A 24,686-nucleotide genomic window follows, 5' to 3' on the forward strand; every position below is an offset into this window, starting at 1 on the left:
TGCCGGCGCGCGTGCGGCCGTCGTGTTCCGCGGGCAAAGTGCCGGTATGCGGCGCGTCCCACGGGTTTGTCAGGCGTCGGCGAGGAGGGGGTCATACGGAGTGTTCGTGCGACGGCCTGCCATGAAGGAAAGGAAGTCGCCCACGAAGGCGCTGCGGCCGTAGGTGCCGTCGGTGGTGGTGAGGTCGCGGTGGAAGGCGGTGCGGAAGAGCGCCCGGTGCTCGTCCGCGTCGATGGTCCCGCTGCCGTCCTTGTCGGTGGCGTCGAAGAGCACCTCGGCGACGCGGATGAGGGCGGGCCCGGCGAGGGAGGGTACGGCGGCGGCGTATTCGTCGGCGCTGACGCGGCCGTCGCCGTCCGTGTCGAGGGTGGCCTGGAGTTCGCGCCACCAGGCGGCGAAGGCGTCGTAGAGGCGGGTCTCCTCGGGTTCGTCCAGGTCGAGGCGGGTGGCCAGTTCGCGGGCCATGGCGGCGAGGTCAGGCCAGTCAAGGTGGCCGTCGCCGGTCTGGTCCAGCACCTGGCGGAAGAACTCCTCCGCCGAGCGCCGGCCCTCTCCCGTGAGCCGTGAGGCGGCCGGGACCGGGGCGGGGCCGGTCTCATCGCTCAGTGGTGTGAGGAGGCGGAGCAGGGCCGAGGCCCGCTTCATGCGGGCACGCAGCGCAGCCACGGTCCGGGCGCGGGGGTCGTCGCTGTCGGGTGAGAGGGAGAGGGTCTCGATGATGGTTTCGGCGTCGATCCAGCCCTCGGGCAGGAATCGGGTGAGCCCGGCGGCCAGGTAGGCGCCCTGCATGAGGGTCGGCGCGCCAGGCATCTCGGGCAGGCCGGCCCTGCGCCGGTAGGGCTCGGGGAGCGAGGCGACGGTGATCGCGCCGAGAAGCGGACCGACGACGGCCCGGCCCGCCGCCCACAGTGTCGGCGCGCCGGCGAGCAGCGCGGGGGCGGGCAGGTGGTCGAAGAGCCGGTAGAGGATGACGCGGGCCGCCTCGGTGTTCTCCAGCTCCTCCTCGACGACCCTGTCGAAGTACCGCCAGAAGTCGGCCAGGTCGTCGGGGAGTTCTCCGGCGTCACCGTCGAGCGCGGCGAGGTACGCGCGGTACTCGGCGTACATGCGCTCCATGGTGTCCTGGTCGAGCGGCTGGCCGCTCAGTCGGCACATGGTGACAGCGCTCTCGAAGAGGGTGGCGACCACCCAGGCGCGGGTCGCGCGGTCCATGGCGTCGTAGGTGCGGCCGCGGGCGTCGGAGCCGCTCATGCGGGCGTGCAGCCTGTTGAGGCGGGCGGCCTCCCGTTCGCGTACCGCCGGATCGTCGTCGAACATGCGCCGCATGCTGAGGAAGGTGTTGCGCAGCCGGCGCCAGGGGTGGGCGACGAAGGTGGAGTTGTCGGCGAGGGCGGCACCGATCTGCGGGTGGGCGGCCTCCAGCACGGTGGCGCGGATCATGGCCAGCGCCCAGCGCGGGTCGTCGAAGAAGGCGCGGAACTGCGACTCCGGCCCGAACAGAGGTACTTCGTCGGCCGTTGTGGTGGTTCCAGTCGTCATGACGGGTCTCCGTTCGTCTGGGGCGGCACGCCGCCGAAGCGGCGGTCACGGCGCCGGTAGGTGTGCAGGCAGGCGAGGAAGTCCGGGGCCCGGAAGTCCGGCCAGAGCGCCTCGGGGAAGACCCACTCGGCGTAGGCGACCTGCCAGAGCATGAAGTTCGAGATGCGCTGTTCGCCGGAGGTGCGGATGACGAGGTCCACGTCGGGGGTGTCGGGGAACGGCAGGTGGTCCGCGAAGAGCCGCTCGGTCACCTCCTCGGCGGGCGTCCCGCTTCGGATCAGCGACCTGGCGGCGTCCACGATGTCCCGGCGTCCGCCGTGGTCGAAGGCGACGGTCAGCGTCATCCCCCGGCTGTCGGCGGTCAGCGTCGCCAGATCCTCGAAATCCTGAGCCAGCTCACGGGGGATGCGCGGGTCCGCAGCCCCGAGGAAGCGGCAGCGGATGCCGCGGGCGAGCAGCAGTGGCGCGTGCTTGCGCACAACCCGGCGGACCAGGCGCATCAGGTAGTCGACCTCGGAACCAGGACGGTTCCAGTTCTCGGTGGAGAAGGCGTACAGGCTGAGCCACTCGACGCCGGCCGCCCGGGCGGCCTCGATGATGTCGATGACGGTGGTCTCCGCTGCCCGATGGCCCGCCGTCCGGGGAAGCGAGCGCCGCTGAGCCCAACGGCCGTTGCCGTCCATCACGCAGGCCACGTGCCGCGGCACCGCACGCACCGGCCCGTCGACTCGCCACTGCTCGTCGCTGTCCTGTCGCCCGCTTGGCCGGTCCCCCGTCGCCGCGCCTGCGCGCTGGACGCCCTGGTCCCTCACACCCAGCCCCGTCTCACCCGCAGCGGCACGGTCGGCCCTACCGCGCTCGCTCACGCCCACCCCGTATCGCCCGTACGCCCCACCGGAGCGTCCCTCTCCAGGAGTCTGGCGTGAATGGAGGGGTCCTGACCGGCCGAACGAGGGCCCGTCACCCCTGACTCATCTGCACGATTTCCTTCGGTATCGGCTCCCGGTCCCGGAATCGTCTGCGCGGACGACAGCCCGGAGTTCACCGCCCTGCAGGAACAGGCCCGGCAGACGCTCAGGAAAGGCTCCTCAAGGAACCCGAGACGGCCCGACACAACAGCCGTCGGGGTGGGCGGGCGGGCCGCCGGGGTGATGGGCGAGGATGGAGAACACCGGCCGCCCGCCGGGTCGCAGCGCGCTCGCCGCTGCGGGCAGCAGCTCGCACGGCTCGGTGAAGTCGGATGTACCTCCCGCGCGGCCGAGGACCCGAAAGTCGCACGCCTGTGTGGCAATTGGACCCTATGATCACTTCGCCTCAGCCTCTGCTGCGGTGACGCACACCTCTGAGACAGGCCACAGGCGATGACGAGTACCGCGCGTAAGGCTCAACGAGTCCTTGCCCGCTCCGCGCAGGCGGCGATAGCGGCGGCCGCCGTGGCGGACGTGTTCCGCGCGGCGGCAGTCCGGGCTCACCACCTGCACCCCACGGGTGTCTCCCAGCACAAGTCGGGCTTGAGTTCCAGGGTCTTCCTCTATCTGATGACTCTCGCAATCGTGCTGTTCCTCATGTGGCTTGCCCGTTCCCGGCGCGACGCTCAGGAACTGTCCCCCGCGGCCTCAGTCCCGAGTCGGGGCTGGACGATCGGTGCGTGGTTCATACCGGTGGTCAACCTCTTTGTCCCTCGTCGGTTCGTCCTCGACATCGGGCGCGCGAGCTCCGCGTCGTGGGAGGAGAAGCGAGAGTCGACATTGGTGAATCTGTGGTGGGCCGCCTGGACCACGCACGCGCTGGTGCTCGTGATGGCGGGCCGGACAGCCCCGGGATCTTTGGCCGTCCTCGTGGTGGCGGAGGCGCTCATGATCGCTGCGGCCGTGCTGATGGGCCTCGTCATCGAGCGCATCACGGTGCTGCAGAGCACCGCGTTCGCTGCCGCCGTTCCCGTCGCGCCTCGGGCCCGGACATGAGGCATTTCGAGAACGGCAAAGCCCTGTCTGCCCTCCTGGAACCGTCGCCCTACGGCCAGTAGCCCGAGGTAGGGGCGCCATGCCTCCGCCCGGTCCTTCAGCATGCCTGCGGCAACGCGACGCCCCTGCACCCTTACGGGCGTGGGGGCCTTTTCACTGATCAGAGGGCCGCCGTGTTCGCGTCGGCGCGCCCAGCAGCTTCGGCCATGCGGGGCTGTCGGCGTCCTACCGCAACCTCCCCCTCACCTGCGCCGGAAACCCGCAAACCTCGCGGTGCGGGGCCCGTACAGCAGCACGATACGTCTCGTCGCCTATTCCGGAGCCGCCGATGTCGTGCAGTCCGCTGCCCCTCGATGTACAGCCGGTTGCCGAGCTCTACTCACAACTCTCCGGAGCGCTGGCCGGCTTCGCGCTCGCGGCCGTGTTCATCGTCGTGACCCACTTTCTCGGCGAGGCCGCGCCGACCGGTCGCCGGGAAGAAGCGCTCGGCCAAGCCCTTCCCACGCTGCTCGCGGCCCTCCTCGGGCTTGTCCTCAGCTCGCTCACCTACTGCGTCGTCGCAGCCGACGGAGAGGACCGCGGCCGGGCGCTGTTCGAGCACGTCGTGGCCGGCGTCGGTTTCTCCGTCGCCGGAGCACTGCTCATCTTCGCCGCCGTCCTGCTCATCGAGGGTGTGCTGCCCTACGACCCCATCCACTACGCACGGCGCCTGCTCGGCCAGTGCGTGCCTCTTCCGGTGTTCGCGCTCCTTTGCGACGCCGTGTACGCCTACGGCAAGGCGTACTACGGCGGGCGGTCCCCCCTCTGGCTGGGCGTCCTGATCGTCCTGCTGCTGTTCTTAGTGCTCGCCGTGTCGGTCTTCGGCTATGCGGCGTACGGCCGCCCCGGCCTGGACGGGATCCGGGTGACCGGTGGCGGGGCCGCCCGGACAATCGCGGTGAGTGGACTGTCGATCGTGACCGTGTGCCTGCTGAGCGTCGTGACGACGATGAGCCTCGCCGGCACGGGCTGCTCCGTACCGGTCGGTGCCGTGGTCGCCGTCCTGCTCTGCGGATTCTTCGCAGCCCTCGGCCTGTGCGTCTGGCTCTTCGTTACCCGCCCGGCCCGCCCCACAGCCCCGGTCCCGGCTCCCACGCGGGCACCCGTCGCCTAGGAGCTGTCCGGCCGATCATGCGACTGTCGCCCGATCTGCTCGTTGTCCAGATATGGGGCGGGGAGAACGCGGTGATCTGTCGGACGCGGAGTGGGAGCGGCTACAGCCGTTCCTGCCGGTGAGCAACGGCCGGTGCGGACAATGGCGCGATCACCGGCAGGTGATCGACGGAATTCTGCACCGGGTGCGGACCGGGGTGCACTGGCGCGATCTGCCGGAGCGGTTCGGACCGTGGAAGACGGTCTACGAACGCCATCGTCTGTGGTCGGCGGACGGCACCTGGGAACGGTTGCTGCAGCAGGTCCAAGCCGCGGCAGACGCGGTGGGCGAGATCGACTGGGACGTCTCGGTGGACTCCACCATCGTGCGCGCGCACCAGCACGCGGCTGGCGCCAGGACGAACCCGCCGCCGGGACCTGCCGCGTCAAAGGGGGACGAGGAGCCAGAACATCAGGACGAGCCGCCGTGGCAGAGCCTCCTCGGCCGCCTGGTGGAGGTGGTGAGCGAGGGCCACTTGCACCGGTGACCAGATCCGCCAATTGAGATGACTTCTTAGTGAGCGTTTGATACGCCTTTTGGGCGGTTCATAGAGATTTTCAGCGACCATGCGCAAGCGCCGAACCAAGCGATCCGCCGGAAATACGGCTTCTGCGGCAATCAGCAGACCAGTTATGCGCCGGGTTCCTTACCAAAGCTCCTGTCTCATTTAGAAACCTACCGGTTCACCCGAGATGGAGGACGCACGCCCCGGTGCACCCAACGCCCCCGCACACGCCCTGCTCAGCCCGGCCGCGACCGCATACCCAGACATCATGCAGCCCTCACGGCCCTACCCCAGCGACCTGTCCGACGCCCGCTGGGAACTCATCCGCCCCACCCTCGAAGCCTGGCGCCAGGCCCGCAACGGCATCCGCAAACCCACCCACGACCTGCGCGCCCTGATGAACGCCATCCTCTACGTCGACCGCACCGGCATCCCCTGGCGCTACCTGCCCCATGACTTCCCGCCCCACCAGACCGTCTACGGCTACTTCGCCCACTGGGAGACCGACGGCATCTTCGACCAGCTCACCGGGCTGTTACGCGGCAAAGTCCGCCAGGCCGAAGGCCGCACCAGCGAGCCCAGCGCCTGCCTGATCGACAGCCAGAGCGTCAAAACCTCCGCCACCGTCCCCCTGACCAGCCAAGGCATCGACCCCGCCAAGAAAATCATCGGACGCAAGCGGCACATCGTCACCGACACACTCGGCCTCCTGCTGGCCGTCGCCGTCACCGCCGCCAGCGTCCACGACTCCGCCGCCGGCACCCAGCTCCTGACCAAAATCCGCGAACGCCACCCCACCATCACCAAAGCCTGGGCCGACAACGGCTACAAGACCAAAGCCGTCGAACACGCCGCCCACCTCGGCATCGACCTCGAAATCGTCCAACGCGACCCCACCACCCGCGGCTTCCACGTCCAACCCCGCCGCTGGGTCATCGAACGCACCCTCGGCTGGCTCATGCACCACCGCCGCCTGGCCCGCGACTACGAAACCCACCCACACCGATCAGCAGCCATGATCCAACTCGCCGCCATCAACCTCATGACCCGCCGCCTCACCCACGAAGCCACCCACAACTGGCGCGACAGCTAAGCGAAACGAAACAGACATCAGAAAATCAAACGCTCACTTAGACCGTGTCCTATGTGGTGAGGCGTCGTTGACCTCGGTATGGGGCGGGGTACGTGGAGTTGGATTGTTCCGGACGGGCTGTGGGAGATCGCCAAGCCGCTGATCCCTCCGTCGAGGGTGCGGCCGCAGGGCGGCGGAACACAGGACACGCCTGATGAGACGCTGTTCGCGGCCATCGTCTACGTCCTGGTCAGCGGCTGTGCCTGGCGTCAACTGCCGCCGTGTTTCGGCATATCGAAGTCGACCGCCCACCGCCGGTTCCTGATCTGGTCGAGAGCCGGCGTCTGGGGGCGGCTGCACGAAGCCGTGCTGCACCGGCTCGACGACGCCGGCCTCGTCGACGTCACCTGCGTCGTCCTGGATACCGCCCACGTCCGGGCTAAAAAGGGGGCGAACACAGGTCCGAGTCCCGTGGACCGGGGCAAGCCGGGTTCCAAGATGCACGTCCTGTCGGACGCGAACGGACTGCCCCTCCTCGTCGGCGTCTCGGCCGGCAACACCCACGACAGCGAAGGGCTGAAGCCCATGGTGGCGGGTCACCAAACGAGACACGACCCCCACCGCGGCCGCCACTTCAAGCCCCAGCGCCTCCACGCGGACAAAGCCTACGACCGCGCCGATCTGCGGAAATGGTTACGTGGCAAACGCATCGGAGTACGGATCGCGCGCAAAGGCATCGAGTCCAGCGAACGATTGGGCCGCCGCCGCTGGGTCATCGAGCGGACGATGTCCTGGCTGTCCGGCTACCGACGCCTGAGCCCTCGCTACGAACGCGATCCCCGCAACTACCTGGCCTTTCTCGGACTGGCAGCCGCCCTGTGCTGCTACAAACGACTCGTCCGCCTCACCACATAGGACACGGTCTTACTGGCTCTAACAAAAGTTGTTGATCATGTGACTGTTGGCTTGTCCGCTCGTTGGTCTGGTCGTGGGGAAACGCCAGTCGCGACCGTGGATCGTGTCGGATGAACTCTGGTCGCTCATCGAGCCGTTGCTGCCCGAGCCGGGCCCGAAGCTGGTCGAGGGCAGACCTCGGGTGCCGGACCGTCAGGCCCTGTGCGGAATCCTCTTCGTCCTGCACACCGGGATCCAGTGGGAGTACCTGCCCCAGGAGCTGGGCTTTGGCTCGGGGATGACCTGCTGGCGGCGCCTGGCGGCCTGGAACGAGGCCGGCGTCTGGGATCGGCTGCACGTGCTGCTGTTGGAGAAGCTGCGGTCGAAGGACCAGCTGGACTGGTCGAGGGCGGTGATCGACTCCTCGCACGTTCGCGCGGCCCGGCGGGGCCCAAAAGCGGACCCAGCCCGGTCGACCGCGCACGTCCGGGCAGCAAGCACCACCTCATCGTCGACGGACAGGGCATCCCGCTCGCGGTGTCGCTGACCGGCGGGAACCGCAATGACGTCACCCAACTCGAGCCTCTGCTGGACAAGATCCCGGCCGTCGCGGGCCGGGCCGGCAGACCGCGCCGACGGCCCGACGCGCTGCTGGCCGACCGCGGTTACGACCACGACAAGTACCGTCGCCTGCTCTGGCAGCGGGGGATCCGCCCCGTGATCGCGAAGCGAGGCGAGCCGCACGGCACTGGCCTGGGCGTTTTCCGCTATGTCGTCGAGCGCACGATCGCCTGGCTCCACGGCTTTCGCCGCCTGCGCATCCGCTGGGAACGACGCGACGACATCCACGAAGCGTTCCTCGGACTCGCCGTCTGCCTGATCACCCATCGCCACGTCCAGCGGCTTTGTTAGGGACAGTTAGTCCGGAAAAGTGCTTCTGGAAGCGCAGGACGTCTCGGGCGATCAGTGTGACGGCCGGGGTTTCAGGCAGCGGGGCGTCTGTGGGGATACCGGGTGCCGGCTCGAGGGTCTCGGCGGCGGGGACGGTGAATCCGTGGCGTGCGGCCCGGCCGAGCAGCCAGTTGACTTGCTGGTCGGCGGTGCGGTGCGCGACGCGGAAGCCGCGCTGACGTGTGGTCTCTCCTATGAGAGGCTCCAGCATTGCTGCGGCCAGCCGGTCCGCACCGGCAGCGTCCACGCCGGTGCCGCCTCCTGCCGCAATGTCGGAACTCCCTCATAGATGATCATGAATGTGCGTGCTGGTCGTGCGGGACGACAGGGCAGGCAACGGCACCGGTCCGCATCCGGCACGGAACGTGGCAGCGGCCAGCAGGCAACGGGGCTCACAGCCGGGCGCCTTCAGGCGCCCGATGCCGCACGGCCGCCGCGGCGCAGCTCAAGCCGCGACAGCTTTGTCAGAGCAGCTTTGCGGCGGGGTCGACTCTGAAGTCGCGATCCCACCTGGTGCGAATCCGGGACTGTTCGTCCGGCCGTTGCAGGTCGTCCCAGTACCGCAGTGCGTGTTGCACTGCGTCGTAGTCCATGCCGATGCGTGCGCGCCGCAGGAGGGACACGAGCCCGCGCAGGTGCTGGGCCAGTTCGGGCGTCCGTGATTGGTGTGGGCGATGACGCGGAAGTGGGCGACGCCAGCGCCCCGCTTGAGGTCGTACTCGGGGTGGCATTCGAGAAGATGACGGTGCGTATGCCTGCGCCTCCATCGTCCGGTGGTGGAGGGTGATGCAGGAAGATCGCCACCCGAACGGAGATCCTCGTGCCCAGAGGCATAACCATCGGCGCAACCCGCTACCCCACCAAAGGAAGCCGTCCGGAACGTCTGCCGCAGCATCGTCCAGCGATACGGCATCGGTGGTGACGTCACCGGCCCCGACGACGATGCGTTCCTCAGGAAGTCTGGCGCACATTCGCCAGCGCCATCCTGGCCACACCGCTGGGGCTACCCCCACCAGAGGACCGAGCACCTCAGCGCACCTGTACTGATTTTCCTTCAGGGTGTCTCTTGAGCCGGTACGCTCCCGCTCCTGGGGAAAGAGACATCTGCGGCATGACCAGGGCCTTTCACCAGGAGCACTCCCGATGCTGGTCTGGCAAGTACCCCGGTGACGTCGAAACTCGTGGACATCACCCGTCCGTGGTTCCGGGTGACTCCCAAACTCGTGAACAACTGACGTCAGGACTCGGGTTCTGGCACGACTTCCGTGAAGCGCGCACGTTGAGTGACGGCCGCCGCTCCAAACAGGTTTCGGGAAGTTGCCCGAAAACGACCGGGGCCCATCTTGGTGGGGTCGACAGTGCGGCGTCGTGGAAGAGACATCGCCTCCCGTGGAGGGCCTGCTGTTACCGTCCATCGCCGACGTGTCGGTTCAGTCGCTGGATGTGAGCCACGAGGCGATACGCGTCAACGTCAACAGTACGTCGGCCGGGGCGGCATGCCCGGACTGTGGAAGCGAGTCGACCCGGGTGCACAGCTCTTACCTGCGGTTTCCTGCGGACGTGCCGAGCGGGGGACGTCTGGTGGTCCTGCAACTGCGAGTTCGGCGGTTCTTCTGTCCGCAGTCTTCGTGTGCTCGGCAGACGTTCGCTGAGCAGTTACCCGGGCTGACCCGGCGGTACAGCAGGTGGACGGAGCGGTTGCGGTCGCCCCTCGCCGCGGTGGGGCTCGCCCTCGCCGGCCGGACCGGCGCCCGGATGGCACGGGCCTTCGGGGTGTCCATCAGCCGCAGCGCACTCTTACGGCTGCTCGCTACCTTGCCCGAACCCGAAGCCCCGGCCCCGCGGGTAGTCGGTGTCGATGAGTACGCCACTCGTAAGGGACGGGTCTACGGCACGGTGCTCGTCGACGTCGAGACCCGCCGGCCGGTGGATCTGCTGCCTGACCGAGAGGCGTCCAGCCTGGCCGCATGGCTGGCGAAGCGACCCGGGATCGAGATCGTCTGCCGGGACCGCGCGCCGTTCTTCGCGGAAGGCGCCACAGCCGGGGCACCACAGGCGACGCAGGTCGCCGACCGCTGGCATTTGTGGCACAACCTCGGGGAGGCCGCTGAGCGAGCGGTCGCCCGCCACCGCCAGTGCCTTCGTATCCTGGTCCCCGATCGCGAGGTGAAGGCCGAACCACCGGCGCCGCCCGAGGAGAAGGCGGACTCTCCATGGCGGAGCGAGCGGTTCGCCAACCGAATCCGGGCCAGGCACGCCACAGTCCACGCGCTGCTGGAAGCCGGCCACAGCCGCCGTTCCATCGGGCGCCAGCTGAACATGACCCACCGCACCCTCAAGAGCCTCGCCGACGCTGCGAAGCCGGAAGACCTCTTTCGCGGCCAGTGGCAGCACAACAGGACCTCCGTCCTCGACGAGTACAAGCCCTACCTGGACGAACGCTGGGACGAGGGCTACCGAGATCGAACAGCTCCGGCTCAAGGCCGTCCTGGCCAACTGCCCTGAACTCGATGCCCTGACCGGTCACGTTCGATCCTTCGCCCAGATGCTCACCGAGCGCCAGGGCGAACGACTCCCGCAATGGCTCCACGCCGTCCGCCAGGACGACCTTCCCGGCCTCCACACTCTCGCGGCCGGCATCGACCGAGACGGCGACGCGGTCATCGCGGGCCTTACCCTGCCCTGGAGCTCCGGCGTCGTCGAAGGACACGTCAACCGGATCAAGATGCTCAAGCGCCAGATGTTCGGCCGCGCCGGCTTCGCCCTCCTCCGCAAGCGCGTCCTGCTGGCGGAGTAGAGCTTCCCTGGCCCGCCAACGGCAGAGATCATGGTCGGTATGAATAGCCGGTCCGAGCAGGACACAACTGACGACAGCAACGTTCCTCGGCCGAAGTGGGCCGAGGAGATAGACCTTCAGACTGTTGACGCTGCTGGCCTGGTGCGTCACGTCACCATCTGCCTCAGTGATCCCTCCACCGCTCTCATCGCGCTCCTCGATGCTCACTCACGCGTAGAGTTCAGCGGGACCGACTATCTCGACTGCCTTTCCCAGGCCCGGCAACAGCTCGAACGTGACGGTCGCCTCCTCTGCTGCCAAGGAGCCCGCCCCAACGTCCACCCTTCCGGACAACTGCGACAGTTCACCAACGGCCGACAGGCATACGTCCGACACTCGGAACGGCAGAGCGAGGGCTCTGAGATAGTCGACATCTTCGCCCCCGCAGCCCCCGAAGACGTCGTGAATCTCGACGACCAGCGAGCAGCAATAATCAGCTCCTGGAACGCCCGGCACCCGGGAAACCAGATCTGACCTTCTCACAGCCGCAGTCACTCCGCGTGAGCCCATCACACAACTCGTGCCAGAGCCAGGACTCGTGATTAAAGCCAGCGGTAGCAGATGAGGGTGCGGGGGCCGGGCTGGTGAAGGCGAGCAGGCGTTCGGCCTTGCGTTCGTCGCGGCGGTGGAGTCGGCGGTAGCCGGCGAGCCAGGCCATGGTCGTTCTATGGTCCAGCGGTGGCGTCCAAGCCGCTGCGAGGACTCGATTCCCCTGCGGGCGATGCGGTGGCGGATGCCGCGCTGGCGCACCTTCTGGTGCTGCCGTACATCGTCGCCCGGGCCGCGGCCGGTACTCGGCACCTCGGTGCAGGGTGACTGCCGACGGCCCGCCACGGTGGTCATGGACGGAGCGCAGGCCCGGTCAAAACACGTCGGTGGTCCACAGGAGGTGCATATCCCATGCGATGTCCAGGGATTCCTTCGCTCCCTGATACCACGCACGTTGCGCGGTGTCGTCCGGCACGGTGTGAAGGGCCGCGAGCACATCGGCCGGCATCCATGCTCCACCCCAGTGGCCCAGCCAGGTCCCAGGCATCTCGGCGGGTTCCGGGGTCCGCGGTATGGCGTAGCCCTCGCTCCGGAGAATCTCCAGAGCGGTATCCCGTTGATTCCTCATCAGATGCTGCGGGGAGAAGATCCCGTAGGCATCCAGACTGATTCTGCTCCCGTTCAGGTAGGCCTCCCATGCCGCCTCCGCCGTGGGCTGATCGCGCCAATCGACCACGGGGATCTCCACGGAGGGCCGCTCCGCCCACGGGCCGCCGGTACTCGCGCGCACCTCCTGCGGTGCGGATCCCACCACGACGAATGCGAGCTCGTGGCACGGGACAGGGAGCTCGATGCTCTGTCCCGTCCCGCTGTCCCAGCTGGTCGTCATTCCCGCCGCGATCCGGACGATGTACTCGCCATCGTCAAGCCCCTCTTGCGCGTCGAACAGAGCGCCCTCGCGTATCTCGGCCGGCACGCCGTCCCAGTTGAAGAACCTCCGGATCGGAGGGCCCCCCGTCGCAGAAACGATCTCGAAGTCGTAGTTGCCCGGGCTGCCCAGGTCGCGGCCGAGTGCGTAGGACGAAACCCGACAGGCAATACCGTATTCCACCACGTACGTCTTCCGGGCCAGACCGCAGGTGATGAACTTGCGACCCTCAGACGTAGGAACTCTCACCTCCAAGCGCGTCTGCATCAGGTGCAGGCCGTCCTGAGACACCGTCTCCACCCAGTCGGTGTGGATCCTCCCGTTGGTCATGCTGCTCTCCCTGCCGTTCGGTGCGAGTGGATTCGATGCCCGGCCGCGGGCAGGGCCCGATGCCGCCCGGCCCGGAGGTGGGCGATCACGGCGTGCCGGACGTCGGTCTCCGGGGTGAGGGACAACGCGACGGTGGCCTTGCCGCTGCTCAAGGCACATCTACGGGCTCGTAGAGCACGTCGGTTCTGAGTATTGTTTTCGTACCCTCAAGAAGCGGGGCCGAGTCGTGAAGCGTCCGATGCCAGAAGAGGAGCGCATCGCCCGGTTCGGGGTGGTGGGCACTCAATATTTCCTTAGGCTTCGCGAGCCGCGGCCAGTCAGAGAAGTCACGTTGCGCAAAGGGAAGATCGTTCTGTTTATCGGCGATGAACCGCGTTTCTCCGCCCACGGCCTCATAAGACAGGTAGACGACGACCGTCAGGAGCGTGCGCCTTCCGTCGGGGGCGAAATAGGGCGAATCGTAGTGCGGGACAATGAATCCGCCGCGTTCGTACGTGATGAAGCGCATACGCGGATTGACGGCCACCGGCCTCCAGGGCCTTCCGTCCGAATCCGTCGGATCGTCCGATCCCACTTCAAGCGATAGAAGCGTCCGCAGCCTGCGGTAAAATTCTGCCGCCAGGGATGTGGATTCGGCCGTGGCGCGGAGATGAGCGACCGGATCTCCCACTGCATAGTTGGCGGCAATGCCGTCTCGGCCCACCGGGGCAAAGCACTGGGCGGCCAGTTCGGTCGCGAATGTCTCCACTTCGGCCGGAGTGAGGAAATGGCGAATCACCTTGGCGTTGGCCTTTGGTATCTCCGATTCGATCGGGGTCCATGAGTCATCGGCAGATATTCGGCTCAACGCTTCTTCGGAGAGCTCAAAGGGATTTACCGGCATTTCGAACATGATCACTTCTCCGTGCTGAGGCCGTCGTCGATCCCAACGTGGCCGTGGGCCCCACAGCCCGGAACGGCCGCGGGCAGCGCATTGAGGTGGACGGCGGGACCGCGGGCCACGTACTTGTGCGCTTCGAGTCCGTGGAGGGACTCGAAGCCCCTGGAGTCAATGCCTGCAGGAAGCGGGGACCACTGTGCGATTATCGTCACGATGACGATATTAGGTCGGGGTGAGCCCACAAAGCAAGCAAGACGTACCCAACGCGGCGGAGAGGGGCCGGGAGACGGGGCGGGGACCGGCTCAGGGGACTACCGAGGCGAGGTAGTCCCACGCGGCGCTGGGCTGCTCCGCACCGCAGCGGCTGACGTCATCGAGGGCGTCGACCTTGCCGGGCACCGACCGGGTGCGAGCCGCTCACGCACTCGGTCGGTGATGCCGCTGATGCTCGCTTTCCATACCGTGCGCTCGTACTCGGCCTGCGCGTACTGCAGAGCCTTCAGCTGGCTGCCGCTGCTTTGCCCCGCCACCGCCAGCACCACCACGGCCCGCTCGTCGTACCAGGCCAGATCCGCGGCAACGGTTCGCAGCTCGGCCGCCATGTCCCGGCCTGCGGGCAGCAGGTAGTAGTCCCACCGGTCCACCTTCGCCGGCGGCTCGCCCACCGGCACGATGTCGATCAAGCCGTGCGCGTACAAAAGCCCCAAGGCATCGTCCAGTGCCTCCCACGCACCGAACCGCCAGCGCACCATCGGATAGCGAGAGATCTCCGGCTCATCGCCCTTCAGAAGGGCATCGGCTCGCTCCAGCGCCCAGGCGGCGTCATCGAGTTTCCCTGCTTCGACCTGGTTGAGCAGCTCATCGGCCAGGTAGTCGGGATTACGCAGCCAAAGTCCAACGCCTGCAGCCGCTTCTGCCCCCGGACTACCGCGACTGCTCCCTGCCTCTCCTCCTCCGCCTGGTCGCTGCCGCACGGCGCACCGCAGCGATCCAGCAGGAAGAGCAGCCGCACCGCATCCTGTACGCGCGACGCCCGACGCACCCCGGAATCCGCCACCCGATCTTTCCCCTCCCCAGCCCCCCCGCTGGACAAGCAAGATCCCACAAGTAGCACAGGATGGACGCTCTGCGTAACTACTTGAGCACCGAACCGCCCTACCGGGCGGCTCTGGCGCACGACACCGGACGATGACGGCACCCAGCCGACCGCACCGCATCCACCGGACATCGACGTGGCGCAGGTACTGGTGTTCGGCGAGGCATACAGGCGCGCCTCGTCACGAGTCCGGTCGAGCCGTAATCGACTCCCCCACGCTCTTTGGTGCATGCGCGGGTAAAGCCGGCAGCCACGAAGCCCGCGCAGGGCGCGCATCGTGCTTCCTCGGGGATGCGGCCGACGTGCTCCAGCGACTTGGCGCCTACCTCTGGCTGATAACCAGCAAGCCCGGGGCGCTGCCCGAGCAGCCCCGCTAGCGTCCCGATCATGACTAATCGCCATCACAACTGCTTCGACCTGGACCAACTGCTTCGTCTCATCGGCATCCTTGGCTCCCCCACCGAGAGAGACTTCTGGGCCAGTTGGCGCACCGACATGGACGGCTACGGCTACAACAAGATCAAGGCCGGCATCGAAGCACTCGGCAAGTCCATCGAGGCGCCCGAGACGCACAACCACTGGGCCCACGACTTCGCCGACTACGTCCTCATGCTATTCGCCACTGACTCTCCAGAGAAGGAAGCCAAGCTGACGGACACGATCGGCCGGGCCATCACCTCCGGAGACACGCAGACCGTCGGCACCCAGTTCCTCGCCGACCTCCGCAGCACAGCGTGGCGTGTATGGCGGGACCACCACAGCGCCGACGCGGCCACCACGATCCAGCAGTGGAAGGATGCCCCGTACGCACACGAGACGGAGAAATGGCGGAATCTCAGGGAGAACTAAGCGGCTACGTCGAAGTCAAGAGTTGATCCTTCTCGTCACCCGGACCCTGGCAGGATGTGCCAGGCGGGGCGCAGCGAACCCCGCGGGGAGGAACAAGGGCATGCTGAGAGCCGGAACGACCTGCGCCGAGGCGATCGATTTCCTGGATAACGATCTCGTGGCCGGAACCCTCAACGACGTCTCCAACCGCATCCCGCACATGATGAAGACGGGCGCGGACGCCAAGGCCGAAATGCAAGCCGTGCGCAAGCGGTACGACGAGTGGACATGGCAGACCGCCGAGGAGATCAACCGGCGGTTCAGCGACCGAGAGATCGCCGGCCAGTTGCGTGCTGGCCGCTACCGGGCGATCCTCACCGCACCGCTGGACGAGGCCCGGCTGATGATGTACGTGGAAATCGCCGAGCTCCGGGACTACTTCAGAACCCTGGCCAACCGGGTGCGTGCCATGCAGGAGCGGTACGGGCGCGCCGGTGCCGTCCGGTACGCGGTGCTGGACACGAACACCACGCTGCACTTCATGCGGTTGGACAAGGTCCCCTGGCAGAAGGTGTTCGGGAAGGGCACGGCGGTCGTGGTGCCGCACGTCGTGGTCGACGAGATCGACACCAAGAGCTACCAGACGGGGGACAAGAAGATCTCCAGGCGGGCGCGCGGCGTGTTCCGGCTGCTGGAGTCGATCCTGGAAGCGGGGCCCGAGGGAGGGACCGCGGACGACGGCGCACTCCTGCTCATCGCGGCCGATGAGCCTGGGCACTCCCGACTTTCCGTGCCGGACGACGAGTTGGTGGCCTCGGCGCTGCGTCTGCGACAGGCCGTCGCTCCCGTGGAAGTGGTCGTCGTCAGCCGCGACATCGGCGTGCGGACACGCGCCGCCACATGGGGGCTGCCGGCACGGCCCCTGCCCGACACGTACCTGATCGAGGGTGGCGAACTTCGCCGGCAGGAACTGGAACAGGCAGCCGCCGACCTCGTGCCGGGCGGGGGCGTACAGCAGCAGCCCGAACCGAAGGATTCCGCCGCATCCTCCCCACGGCCGACGGCACGTCAGGCAGGCAACGGCTCGTGAACGAACAGGACGGACAGGACGGGCAGGACGGGCAGGGTCGCCAGGAGCGTGCGGACGCGGTGGACCGCCAGATGGCCGCACGCCTGCTGCCCGACGCCGTCGTGCGAGCGCTGGGCCGCTGGTGGGAGGTGAATGCGTCGGCTTACCCGGACGGGACACCCGGCACACACTCCGTCCGATACACGCCCGGCCGATGGGCGCAGATCACACCGTGGCCGGAGGCACTGGCTCCCGCCTCCGCAGGCGGTGACGCTGCGGTCAGCCGGGCGGAGGTGGCCTCGGCCGTCACCGACGCGCTGCGGCGGGAGGCGTTCAGGGAAGCACTGGTCGCGACGTATGTGTGGGGCAAGGGAAAGCGCGGCACTCCCGGCGGCAGCGGCCCGGCCACCCTGCACAAGATCCTGGCCTTCGACGGCCTGGACTCGGCACTGGCCACCGCGGTCACCGCACTGCGCGAGCACGGTGCACCACAGGCGTACGCCGCGCTCCAGGGGCAGGTTCCCGGGCTCGGGCCAGCCTTCTTCACCAAGTTCCTCTACTTCACCGGCATCGCGCTGCCGCCCGTCCACGGCGTGCGGCCGCTCATCCTCGATCGGGTGCTGTCCAGACGCCTGAGGTGGATGGCCGCCGCGGTCGGCCGCGAGAGCGGCCACGATGTGGACGGCTCGGTCGCCGCCTGGGTCTGGTCGAACGGGAACTGGTCGCCCCACCGCTACCAGGTCTACCTCTCCTTCATGCACGCCGCCGCCAACCAGCTGGCTGCAGATGAGGGTTGGCCATCCGGCGCATCACCTGACCTGCTCGAATGCGCATTGTTCAACGCTGCTTGGGAGGCATCCGGCTGACGTGCCACAGTTCCTGCCAGTACGACCTGGGGTGAGGTACAACGTGGCGCGCGGCTTCGTGTATCTGCACCGGATGCCGGGACTGCCCGTCGACAGCGCTGCAGGGTGGCGGTCGCATCCTCGGGCTCGGCGCCGGCCGCTCGCGGCTGTGGTAACCCCGGGAAGCCACGGGGCTGTCCGGGGGGCGCTGTGGCGATCACAGCAGCAGCCCGCCTGCCGCCTGCCGGCGGCCGGGCCGTCGGGCGCACGGACGGCTGCGCGATGGTGCCGAGGCTGCAAAGCCGGGACCGGTGGCCCGGTGCCGGTCCCCCAGTCGGTGGGTGAGGTCCGGCCTAAGGGGAAGGCGCGGCATCGTACGAAGGCGGGGAGGGATGCGGTCCTTTCTCGGGCACGCATGGGGGCCGATGGGGTACACCGGCATCCACCGTTCCTCTACCGGTGGTAGAGGAACGCGGTAGAGTCGGGTTATGGCGGACGAGACGAGCATCAAGGTGAGCGCGGCGGCGCGGGACCGGCTGGCGCAGCTGGCCGCCGAGCACGGCACGACGATCCGGAACCTGGTGGAGGAGCTGGCGCAGGACACGCCGACCAGGGCCGAGTACGCCGAGCGGGCCGAGCTGGCCCGCGCGGAGCTCTCCTCCGCGCTGGGGCAGGCGCCCAGCGCGGAGGCCGAGGCGAAGGCCCGCGCGCTGCTGGAGCGCCTGGCCGGGGCGCAGCACGGCTCGCAGACGGCCGCGTAGTGGCGGCGATCTCGGTCGTTCTGGACCACACGACCGCCACGGCGCTGTATGACCCGAAGGATCCGTTCAACGAGGCGGTCGCCGCGTTCTACGTGCAGGCGTCCGGCGGGCTCGGGGATCTGTCCGCGCCGGTGCTGTCGCTGACGGCCGGTGACGCGGAGCGGCCCGGGCTGCTGAGCTACATCAAGGGGCTGCGGTTCATCCGGATCGAGGCGTTCGACGCCGACGCCGCGGTCACCGCCACCGGGCTGCTGCGGTTCGGGCACTCCTGGGCCGCCGTCCACGCCATCCACGCTTCCCGGCCCTCGGCCGCCCATCCGGCCGGGCGGTTTCTGCTCACGCTGACGCCCAAGGCGTACGCGGGCACCGGCGTGCAGGCCGTCCACCCCGGCCAGTAACCGCCCACGTCCTCCCCCCTTCGGGTTCCTCCCCCGCGTTGTGACCCGAGGCCCGGGCGGGGGCCTCTACCGTGGGGCGGGTGCCGAAGTCACGCCGCCGCAAGCCCGCTTCCCGGCGTCCGCCGCATCGGCGGCGGCCGGCGCTGACCCCCGTCCGTCCGGCCGGCCGGGGGATCCGCGCCGAGCCGACCTCTCGCCGGTCGCGCGTGCGCAGGCTTTTGTCGGCGAGCTCATCAAGGCCGGGGACCCGTCCGATCCCCTGTTGGTGACGGCTGTGCCCGCCTGGTTCCTGGCCCTGCTGACCGCTGGGCAGGTCCCTGCCGAGCGGTGCGCGGACGACTGTGTGATCCTCGCGCACGCCTACGCCCAGCTGGGTCTCGCCTCCCAGGTGAGGGCTGCGGAACTGACCGTGGCCGATCGTGCCACCGGGCTGGGGCAGGTCTTCGGCACCCGACAGCCGTGCTGGCGCGACGGCCTACTGGACGGACACACCGTGCTCTGGCTGCCGGACGCGGGCCACCTGGTCGACACCACCGCCGGGCAGTACCCTCCCGTCGCTGCCCTGCACCCGGGCCCGGTCGTCACCCGGCTCGCCTGCGACCCCGCGGACGACCGGAGGGACGGGTACGGACACGACGCCTTCACTGTGACCATCGAAGTCGCCTCCGCAGACCTGCACTACACGCTCGCGCCGCTCGCGGCGAGCAGCACGGTACTCGACCACCCGGTGATGACGCACGAGGCGGCCGGCCACCGGCGCCGGGGCGGCAACGTGGCCGCCCTCACCGTGTCCCTGCTCGCCGACCACCTTCCTTCTGGACGCTCCCGGGACATTCCGCACCCGCGGGTAGCAGCCCTTGTGGACGCAGTCCGCTCATTGCCCCGGCATCAAACCCCCGACGGCGACTGGCGTTTTGAGGTCACCGGCACCGACGGCACGCCGGTGGCACGTTCGCTGGCCGAGGTCCCCGTGCCGGACGGCACCCCCTGCGGCCGCTGCCTGGCCCTGACCCCGGGCGCTCCCTACCGTGCCGGGCCGCTGCACACACGCCCGCCGCCCTTCACCCACCAGCGGCGCAAGGAGCACCGGGCAAAACAAGACCCGTCACTACAACCCACCTTGCTCCCGAGGACGGAGGGACCTGGAGCCGATAGACCGTTGGGGATCACATACGGTCCCAGCAGGCTCCGGTCCACGGTGAACCGGCGACGCTACATACGAGTCCCTTCCAGTACCGAGGCTGGTAGCCGAGCACCCGCTCCTCGCGGTCGGCGCCCACCATCGCCACCCGGTGCACGATCATCCAGCGAGCGGCGCAGGGACCCAGGCGCCCGGTGCGGGAAAACCCGTCGCGCACCCGCTCGGTAGAGGCGGAATATCCTCAGGTATGCGGACATCCCTCTCTCCTTACCCCGTTCCGGAGACCGAGTACTTCGAGCGGGTCCTACGTCACGACCCGAACTCGCTGACGCAGTTGATCGCGGCCACCAGCGCCAGTCTCCCGCCCGTCCGCGACCTGACCGCCCAGGGCCTCAGCCTGTACGTGCCGTGGGCCCTGCTCGACGCGGCCTGGGTCTCTCTGGCTCGGGGCCGGGACGGCCGCCCCGGCGCGACCAGCTCGGACCTCCGTCAGGTCCTCGACCTGTACCTGGCTCTAGACGACCCGGTCACCCAGGAACCGGCAGGCATGAAGCGCTGGGAGGGGTATCTACAGCGGACCATCCACCCCACCAGGGCCCGTGGCAGGAGGACGCCTACGCACAGCTGAGCCGCTCCATGGCTCTGCTGGATCAGACCCCCTACCCAGACGATGCGGACGACCCGCTGGAGGCGATCCTCCCGGGTTGGGACCACGACCTGCTCGGCTGCTCCCTGGCGGACTATCTCGGCATCGTCCACCTCGTCTGGGCCTGCGCCACCACCCACCCCAATCCGCGCCGCCGCGGCCGGTTCGCCCTGGACTGGTACCCCGCCGCGGAGTACGACCAGCTCGACGGGCTCCGCTCCCCCGCTCAGGTCAGGGCGGTGCTGAACCGGCACTTCGTCACCACCAAGAACAAGCTCCGCGCAGCCTTCCCCGACGACAACGACCCGCTCCTGCGCCGCTACACCCACAACCCGCTCCGGTCCCGCCCGCTGGTCGGCGGTGTCCCGGGCGGCTACCTTGTCCCGGTGCCGGCCGCTGTACTGGGCAAGGCGACCCCTCTCGGCCTCTACTACACCGGGGGCGACAACAAATCGGAGTGGGGCAAGGCGTTCACCAACGACGTCGGCAGACTCTTCGAGCGTTACGTCGGCCGCCAGCTCGACTTGCTGCCCGACGCCGAGGTCCACCCCGAGATCCTGGTCAAACTCTCCAAGAAGGACAAGAAGAAGACGATCGACTTCTTCGTCGTCTTCCCCGACCTGGTCCTGCTGGTCGAGGTGAAGTCGACCCGCCCGGGCGAGCAACTGCGGCTCGGCGGGCCGGACTTCACCACCCTCCTCGCCAAACAGTTCACGAAGGCGTTCGAGCAGATCAACCGGTCGGTGAACCTTCTGCGCTCCGGCAAGCACCCGGAGCTTGCCGACATCCCGGCCGACCGCCGGATGATCGGGATGGTGGTGACCGCAGAGCCGTTTCACCAGATCAACACCCCCGCGCACCGCGTGGCCATGCCCGACACCGACATCCCCGTGATGGTCACCTCCATCGCCGAGCTGGAGGACGCGGTCACCATCACCAGCACCAGCCTGGCCAAGCTCCTCTGCGCGGCCGATGACGCCGGTGTCGCGGACCTGCGCCAGCTGTTCCCCGAGTACGAGTTCCTGGAGCACAACGCCGTCCTGGAGCAGGGCTGGTCCGCAATCCCGTTCGCCCGGCCGCGAGCCCAGGACGCCGCTACCGCCGAGCCCGGCAACGGCCCCGAGCACCGAGCACCGAGCACCGAGCACCGAGCACCGAGCACCGAGCACCGAGCACCGAGCATGATCGGTCTCAGCGCCGAACGGATGTCCAGAAAGCGTTTCGACCGAACCACTTCCTGGACGCGGTGCCAAGGTGTTGAAGTCCGTCCCGAGAACGGTTCGACCGAACCGTTTCCGAAGTCGCACCTGCCTCACTTGCCTGACGTCGAGGCATCCGGTCTGACCTGCGCGCAGCGCCCTCTGACCCTAGATAACAGCAGGCCGGCTGCGCACTGTGAACCAGCACACCGCACGGCGGTGACGGAACACGAAAGGTCTCTCCGGCACAGTGGCTGACGGCTGCGCCCAGCGGGACATCACCGACCGCCGACACCCGAGTCCTCCCGCACACCAGGCGGGTGCCGGCGTTCTCCTGGACGACCTTGTCGGTCGAGAGCGGGGGGCCCTGCAGGTGTACGGCACGCCTCGCCGCCCGCTTACCGACAGGTGAATGACCACCGGGGCCGTTCGCCTGGTGGCGGTAGTCGCGCCACCAGGCGAGCCGGTGAGCGGACTCATGGGTAAAGACCGGCTGCCGGGCCAGACGGCCCCGGGCCCGTACGCCCGAGGCTCAGCGACCCGCTCCGTGCGCAGGGCCGTCAGTGCGGGGCAGGACAGCACGGCCGGGTGGGATGCGGGCGCTTCCCGGCGGGCCTGCTGCTGTCTGTTCAGCCGGTCCGGGGCCAGTCAGCGGTACGGTCGGGTCCCGCTGGTCGCTGGTGCGCATCACGGGCGGTCTCCAGCAGGTCGCGCCAGGAGGTCACGGTCGGCCGCCGCCGCAGAAGACTGCGCCTCTCCCGTTCTGTCATGCCTCCCCAGATGCCGTGCTCGATCCGGTTGTCGAGGGCGTGAGCCAGGCATTCCGTGCGCACGGGACAGCCGCCGCAGACAGCTTTCGCCCTGTTCTGGGCAGCGCCCTCGACGAAGAGCTCGTCGGGGTCGGCCGTGCGGCACTTCGCCCGCGTATCCCAGTCGTCCTCGCTCCAGTTCATGCCGGTGGGCCCCTCCCCTGTGTCGCTCCCCCTCCCGCGCACATGGGGGATGCGCCGACCGTACGCCACGCGCATAGGAGGGGAGACATCGCGCGGGCCGGACAACTCCTGCAAGTGATTTGCCTGTTGACGGGAGAGGAGGGGAACGGTCCGCTGCCCGTGCGGTACACAGCGTCTCGGGTGGTTGTCAGTGCCGGGTGGGACCATCGCCTGCGTGGGCATCGCGGGCGGGAGCAGTCGTGGCGGTTGAGTGGGAGCGGATCGGACAACCGGGATTCGACCGGATCGTCGAGGCCGTGGTGCACCGCGTGTACGACGCGGCCGCGCGGGTGGAGGCGGTCAACGGACGCGGCGGGGACAACGGGATCGACATCAAGGTCACCCTGGGTTCCCGGGTACGGGTGTTCCAGCTGAAGTACTACCCGGACGGTTTCCCGACCACGTCGCACAAGGGGCGGCGGGGGTCGATCAGGGAGTCGTTCGCGCGGGCCATGAGGGGTGCGCCGCAGGAGTGGGTGCTGGTGGTGCCATGTGTGCTGACGCCGGCGGAGCGGGCGTTCGTGCTGTCGCTGGCGGACGGGCTGGCAGTCGAAGTGGAGGTGTGGGACCGGACGAAGCTGGACGATCTGCTGGCGGTGCACGCAGACCTGGAGGCGTCGTTCACCCGCGACCAGCTGTTCGAAGCGGCGAAGGTGTACGGGCAAGAGCGGGCGCTGCTCATGGGCGGTGTGGACGATGTGAGCGCCCGGGTGCGGGCGCTGGGCGGTCAGGCCGACGGTCTGGACGACCACTGGACCATCGATTCCGCGCGGCAGGGCGACACGGTGGTGCACACGCTGCGGGGCAAGCATCCGCGGGCCCATGAGGTCTCGCCCGTCGTGTTCACGCTGACCGGGATCGGGCCCCTGGCGCCGGAGCAGTCCGAGGCGGTGCGGCGCAGCCTGGGGTACGGGATGGACGAGAAGGTGGTGCTGCCGCGCGGGGCGGTGGAGAAGGTGACGGTCACCGGGCCGGAGTTCCTGGGCCGGGAGCTGGAGAATGCCGAGGTGCGGTGGGGTCCGGCGGAAGCGGGCCCGCTCGCCGGGGTGGAGGCCGACCTGGTGTTCCTGGACGGCGATCAGATCACCGCCTCCTACCCCGGCACGCTGAAGCACCTGGGGCTCGGCAGCGTCGGCCGGTCGGTGCGGATGGAGCTGGCGGGCGGCCGGCTTCAGCTGCTGATGCCGCAGAATCCGCAGGCCGCGCCGTCGTTGACGTTCTCGTTCTCGCTGGAGGGGCTGGAGCCGGCGGCCGCCCTGCGGGCGCTGCGCCTGCACCGGCGCATCGCGGCCGGCGGGACCTTCGAGGTGCGTACGGGCGCGGGCGCCGTCGGCGGCGGTGAGATCCCGCCCTCGCCCGAGGCCGAGTACCGCCACTTCGCACAGCTGCAGCTGTTCCTCGAGGATCTGGAGGTGGTGCAGCGCCACAGCGAGCAGTACTTCCCCGTCCCCGACGAACTCACCCACGAAGAGCGGATCGCCCTGCGCGTCGCGCGTCTCCTCGCCGACGGGCACTGCGTGATCTGCCCCTTCCTGCCGGAAGTGCGTCTCACCCTCAACGGCCGGGACACCCCCGCCACGCGCGCCCTGCTCGCTGGCGAGGTGCAGCCCCTGCACCTGCCGTGCGGGGCGTTCCCCGTGCAGATCGCCGGGCGGCACCTGGAACTCGGCCCAGTGTTCGTCTCCCACCCGGAGGCCGCCGTCGCAGCGGACAGCCGCGGCCCGGCTCTGGCCGCGCTCACCGCCGGAAGCGGTGACGGCGTCGAGGTCGGTGTGCGGCCCGTCGGCGGCGGGCGGTTCCGGCTGGTGCTGCAAAACTCCCCGAGCGCCTCCGGGACGACTCCCGTGCCGCTGGGACTGCCCGGCTACCGTGAACCACACTGACCCGTACGGCAGGGCGTGTGCCTCCTGCGCCCGCCCGCCGCGCTCCAGCCCCCGACGGGCCGCCGCCCGCCGGCCCCGCCCTGGCAGGCGGCGGCGCGGGATGGCTCCGGGTCCCTCTGCTGTGGCGTTTCTCCAGGTGAAATCCTGCACCCGCCCGGGTGACGCGCTCTTCCCCGTCCTGCTGCTCCAGAGGGGCTGGCCGCTACAACCCGGGGTGTGATCAAGAATCTGCCCCGCGTCGCCGCCGT

General features: G+C 68.8%; 28 protein-coding genes and 1 pseudogene. 17 read left to right on the forward strand and 12 right to left on the reverse strand.

Features of this window, described 5'->3' with window-relative positions; genetic code table 11:
• Positions 1 to 69: 69 nt before the first annotated feature.
• On the reverse strand, positions 70 to 1,539 hold the full coding sequence (locus tag OHU34_RS03465; protein WP_230193487.1) for an oxygenase MpaB family protein: 1,470 nt from the start codon (positions 1,537 to 1,539) through the stop codon (positions 70 to 72).
• Entirely contained in the window at positions 1,536 to 2,255 is a 720-nt protein-coding gene (gene uppS, locus OHU34_RS03470) for a polyprenyl diphosphate synthase (RefSeq protein ID WP_142270741.1), read from the reverse strand. The genes OHU34_RS03465 and uppS overlap by 4 nt, the downstream gene beginning before the upstream one ends.
• 645 nt (positions 2,256 to 2,900) lie before the next feature.
• Here uppS and OHU34_RS03475 point away from each other — a divergent pair.
• The 6 genes and pseudogenes from OHU34_RS03475 (at position 2,901) to OHU34_RS03500 (ending at position 8,078) form a co-directional block, all read left to right on the forward strand.
• A complete protein-coding gene (locus tag OHU34_RS03475) occupies positions 2,901 to 3,503 on the forward strand; it encodes a DUF4328 domain-containing protein (protein WP_405764604.1) in 603 nt (200 codons plus the stop codon).
• A 328-nt stretch (positions 3,504 to 3,831) separates the two neighbouring features.
• On the forward strand, positions 3,832 to 4,656 hold the full coding sequence (locus OHU34_RS03480; protein WP_142270663.1) for a hypothetical protein: 825 nt from the start codon (positions 3,832 to 3,834) through the stop codon (positions 4,654 to 4,656).
• Between the two features lie 52 nt (positions 4,657 to 4,708).
• Positions 4,709 to 5,095 (forward strand): annotated as a pseudogene (locus OHU34_RS03485) (IS5 family transposase); the annotation flags it as partial.
• Between the two features lie 373 nt (positions 5,096 to 5,468).
• Positions 5,469 to 6,293, forward strand: a complete 825-nt coding sequence (locus tag OHU34_RS03490; protein ID WP_331733994.1) for an IS5 family transposase — start codon at positions 5,469 to 5,471, stop codon at positions 6,291 to 6,293.
• Between the two features lie 78 nt (positions 6,294 to 6,371).
• Complete coding sequence (locus tag OHU34_RS03495; protein ID WP_405764608.1) at positions 6,372 to 7,187, forward strand: IS5 family transposase; 816 nt, start codon at positions 6,372 to 6,374, stop codon at positions 7,185 to 7,187.
• Positions 7,188 to 7,260: 73 nt separating this feature from the next.
• Positions 7,261 to 8,078, forward strand: a protein-coding gene (locus OHU34_RS03500) for an IS5 family transposase (RefSeq protein ID WP_405764611.1) whose coding sequence is annotated in 2 segments (ribosomal slippage) — positions 7,261 to 7,612 and positions 7,612 to 8,078 — 819 coding nt in all. Because the reading frame shifts where the segments join, the coding sequence is not laid out codon by codon here.
• Here the strand turns inward: OHU34_RS03500 and OHU34_RS03505 are convergent.
• Complete coding sequence (locus OHU34_RS03505; RefSeq protein ID WP_405772132.1) at positions 8,047 to 8,328, reverse strand: type I-E CRISPR-associated protein Cas6/Cse3/CasE; 282 nt, start codon at positions 8,326 to 8,328, stop codon at positions 8,047 to 8,049. The genes OHU34_RS03500 and OHU34_RS03505 overlap by 32 nt on opposite strands.
• Before the next feature lie 253 nt (positions 8,329 to 8,581).
• Entirely contained in the window at positions 8,582 to 9,532 is a 951-nt protein-coding gene (locus tag OHU34_RS03510) for a type I-E CRISPR-associated protein Cse2/CasB (RefSeq protein WP_405764612.1), read from the reverse strand.
• 28 nt (positions 9,533 to 9,560) lie between these two features.
• On the opposite strand from OHU34_RS03510, the gene OHU34_RS03515 reads away from it, so the two are divergent.
• Entirely contained in the window at positions 9,561 to 10,622 is a 1,062-nt protein-coding gene (locus OHU34_RS03515) for an ISL3 family transposase (RefSeq protein WP_405772134.1), read from the forward strand.
• The gene (locus OHU34_RS03520) at positions 10,606 to 10,914 is read left to right on the forward strand and encodes a transposase (RefSeq protein ID WP_405772137.1); all 309 of its coding nucleotides are present in this window, start codon (positions 10,606 to 10,608) and stop codon (positions 10,912 to 10,914) included. Before OHU34_RS03515 ends, OHU34_RS03520 begins: the two co-directional genes overlap by 17 nt.
• A 207-nt stretch (positions 10,915 to 11,121) precedes the next feature.
• On the opposite strand, the gene OHU34_RS03525 is transcribed toward OHU34_RS03520, so the two are convergent.
• A complete protein-coding gene (locus OHU34_RS03525; RefSeq protein WP_405764614.1) occupies positions 11,122 to 11,448 on the reverse strand; it encodes a hypothetical protein in 327 nt (108 codons plus the stop codon).
• Between the two features lie 183 nt (positions 11,449 to 11,631).
• Here OHU34_RS03525 and OHU34_RS03530 point away from each other — a divergent pair, with 183 nt between their 5' ends.
• Positions 11,632 to 11,769 carry a hypothetical protein gene (locus tag OHU34_RS03530; protein WP_405764617.1) on the forward strand — a complete coding sequence of 46 codons (138 nt, stop codon included), beginning with the start codon at positions 11,632 to 11,634 and terminating at the stop codon, positions 11,767 to 11,769.
• Between the two features lie 46 nt (positions 11,770 to 11,815).
• Here the strand turns inward: OHU34_RS03530 and OHU34_RS03535 are convergent, their stop codons facing one another.
• The 4 genes from OHU34_RS03535 to OHU34_RS03550 form a co-directional block, all read right to left on the reverse strand.
• Positions 11,816 to 12,700 carry a hypothetical protein gene (locus OHU34_RS03535; RefSeq protein ID WP_405764620.1) on the reverse strand — a complete coding sequence of 295 codons (885 nt, stop codon included), beginning with the start codon at positions 12,698 to 12,700 and terminating at the stop codon, positions 11,816 to 11,818.
• Positions 12,701 to 12,848: 148 nt separating this feature from the next.
• Entirely contained in the window at positions 12,849 to 13,592 is a 744-nt protein-coding gene (locus OHU34_RS03540) for a 2OG-Fe(II) oxygenase (protein ID WP_405764623.1), read from the reverse strand.
• 2 nt (positions 13,593 to 13,594) lie between these two features.
• Entirely contained in the window at positions 13,595 to 13,792 is a 198-nt protein-coding gene (locus OHU34_RS03545; RefSeq protein WP_257536708.1) for a hypothetical protein, read from the reverse strand.
• A 99-nt stretch (positions 13,793 to 13,891) separates the two neighbouring features.
• Positions 13,892 to 14,554 carry a hypothetical protein gene (locus tag OHU34_RS03550; protein ID WP_405764626.1) on the reverse strand — a complete coding sequence of 221 codons (663 nt, stop codon included), beginning with the start codon at positions 14,552 to 14,554 and terminating at the stop codon, positions 13,892 to 13,894.
• Positions 14,555 to 15,063: 509 nt separating this feature from the next.
• On the opposite strand from OHU34_RS03550, the gene OHU34_RS03555 reads away from it, so the two are divergent.
• From OHU34_RS03555 to OHU34_RS03575, 5 genes are all read left to right on the forward strand, one after another.
• Positions 15,064 to 15,525, forward strand: a complete 462-nt coding sequence (locus OHU34_RS03555; protein WP_405764629.1) for a hypothetical protein — start codon at positions 15,064 to 15,066, stop codon at positions 15,523 to 15,525.
• Positions 15,526 to 15,625: 100 nt separating this feature from the next.
• Positions 15,626 to 16,594, forward strand: coding sequence for a PIN domain-containing protein (locus OHU34_RS03560; protein ID WP_405764631.1), 969 nt, complete (start codon positions 15,626 to 15,628; stop codon positions 16,592 to 16,594).
• Positions 16,591 to 17,439 carry a hypothetical protein gene (locus OHU34_RS03565; protein ID WP_405764634.1) on the forward strand — a complete coding sequence of 283 codons (849 nt, stop codon included), beginning with the start codon at positions 16,591 to 16,593 and terminating at the stop codon, positions 17,437 to 17,439. Before OHU34_RS03560 ends, OHU34_RS03565 begins: the two co-directional genes overlap by 4 nt.
• Positions 17,440 to 17,906: 467 nt before the next feature.
• Positions 17,907 to 18,179: a hypothetical protein gene (locus OHU34_RS03570; RefSeq protein ID WP_327188243.1), complete on the forward strand. Its 273-nt coding sequence runs from the start codon at positions 17,907 to 17,909 to the stop codon at positions 18,177 to 18,179.
• A complete protein-coding gene (locus tag OHU34_RS03575; protein ID WP_405764637.1) occupies positions 18,179 to 18,577 on the forward strand; it encodes a hypothetical protein in 399 nt (132 codons plus the stop codon). The genes OHU34_RS03570 and OHU34_RS03575 overlap by 1 nt, the downstream gene beginning before the upstream one ends.
• 475 nt (positions 18,578 to 19,052) lie before the next feature.
• On the opposite strand, the gene OHU34_RS03580 is transcribed toward OHU34_RS03575, so the two are convergent.
• The gene (locus OHU34_RS03580) at positions 19,053 to 19,211 is read right to left on the reverse strand and encodes a hypothetical protein (RefSeq protein ID WP_405764640.1); all 159 of its coding nucleotides are present in this window, start codon (positions 19,209 to 19,211) and stop codon (positions 19,053 to 19,055) included.
• Between the two features lie 532 nt (positions 19,212 to 19,743).
• On the reverse strand, positions 19,744 to 19,881 hold the full coding sequence (locus OHU34_RS03585) for a hypothetical protein (RefSeq protein ID WP_405764642.1): 138 nt from the start codon (positions 19,879 to 19,881) through the stop codon (positions 19,744 to 19,746).
• 84 nt (positions 19,882 to 19,965) lie between these two features.
• Here OHU34_RS03585 and OHU34_RS03590 point away from each other — a divergent pair, with 84 nt between their 5' ends.
• Positions 19,966 to 20,346, forward strand: a complete 381-nt coding sequence (locus OHU34_RS03590) for a hypothetical protein (protein WP_405764644.1) — start codon at positions 19,966 to 19,968, stop codon at positions 20,344 to 20,346.
• Between the two features lie 8 nt (positions 20,347 to 20,354).
• A complete protein-coding gene (locus tag OHU34_RS03595; RefSeq protein WP_405764647.1) occupies positions 20,355 to 21,821 on the forward strand; it encodes a nuclease-related domain-containing protein in 1,467 nt (488 codons plus the stop codon).
• A 371-nt stretch (positions 21,822 to 22,192) separates the two neighbouring features.
• On the opposite strand, the gene OHU34_RS03600 is transcribed toward OHU34_RS03595, so the two are convergent.
• On the reverse strand, positions 22,193 to 22,516 hold the full coding sequence (locus OHU34_RS03600) for a WhiB family transcriptional regulator (protein ID WP_327188239.1): 324 nt from the start codon (positions 22,514 to 22,516) through the stop codon (positions 22,193 to 22,195).
• Positions 22,517 to 22,755: 239 nt separating this feature from the next.
• Between OHU34_RS03600 and OHU34_RS03605 the strand changes: the two genes are divergently transcribed.
• Positions 22,756 to 24,438 carry a hypothetical protein gene (locus OHU34_RS03605; protein WP_405764651.1) on the forward strand — a complete coding sequence of 561 codons (1,683 nt, stop codon included), beginning with the start codon at positions 22,756 to 22,758 and terminating at the stop codon, positions 24,436 to 24,438.
• Positions 24,439 to 24,686 lie beyond the last annotated feature (248 nt).

Origin of the sequence: Streptomyces sp. NBC_00080 (assembly GCF_045041255.1) — a bacterium.
Classification (GTDB): domain Bacteria; phylum Actinomycetota; class Actinomycetes; order Streptomycetales; family Streptomycetaceae; genus Streptomyces; species Streptomyces coriariae.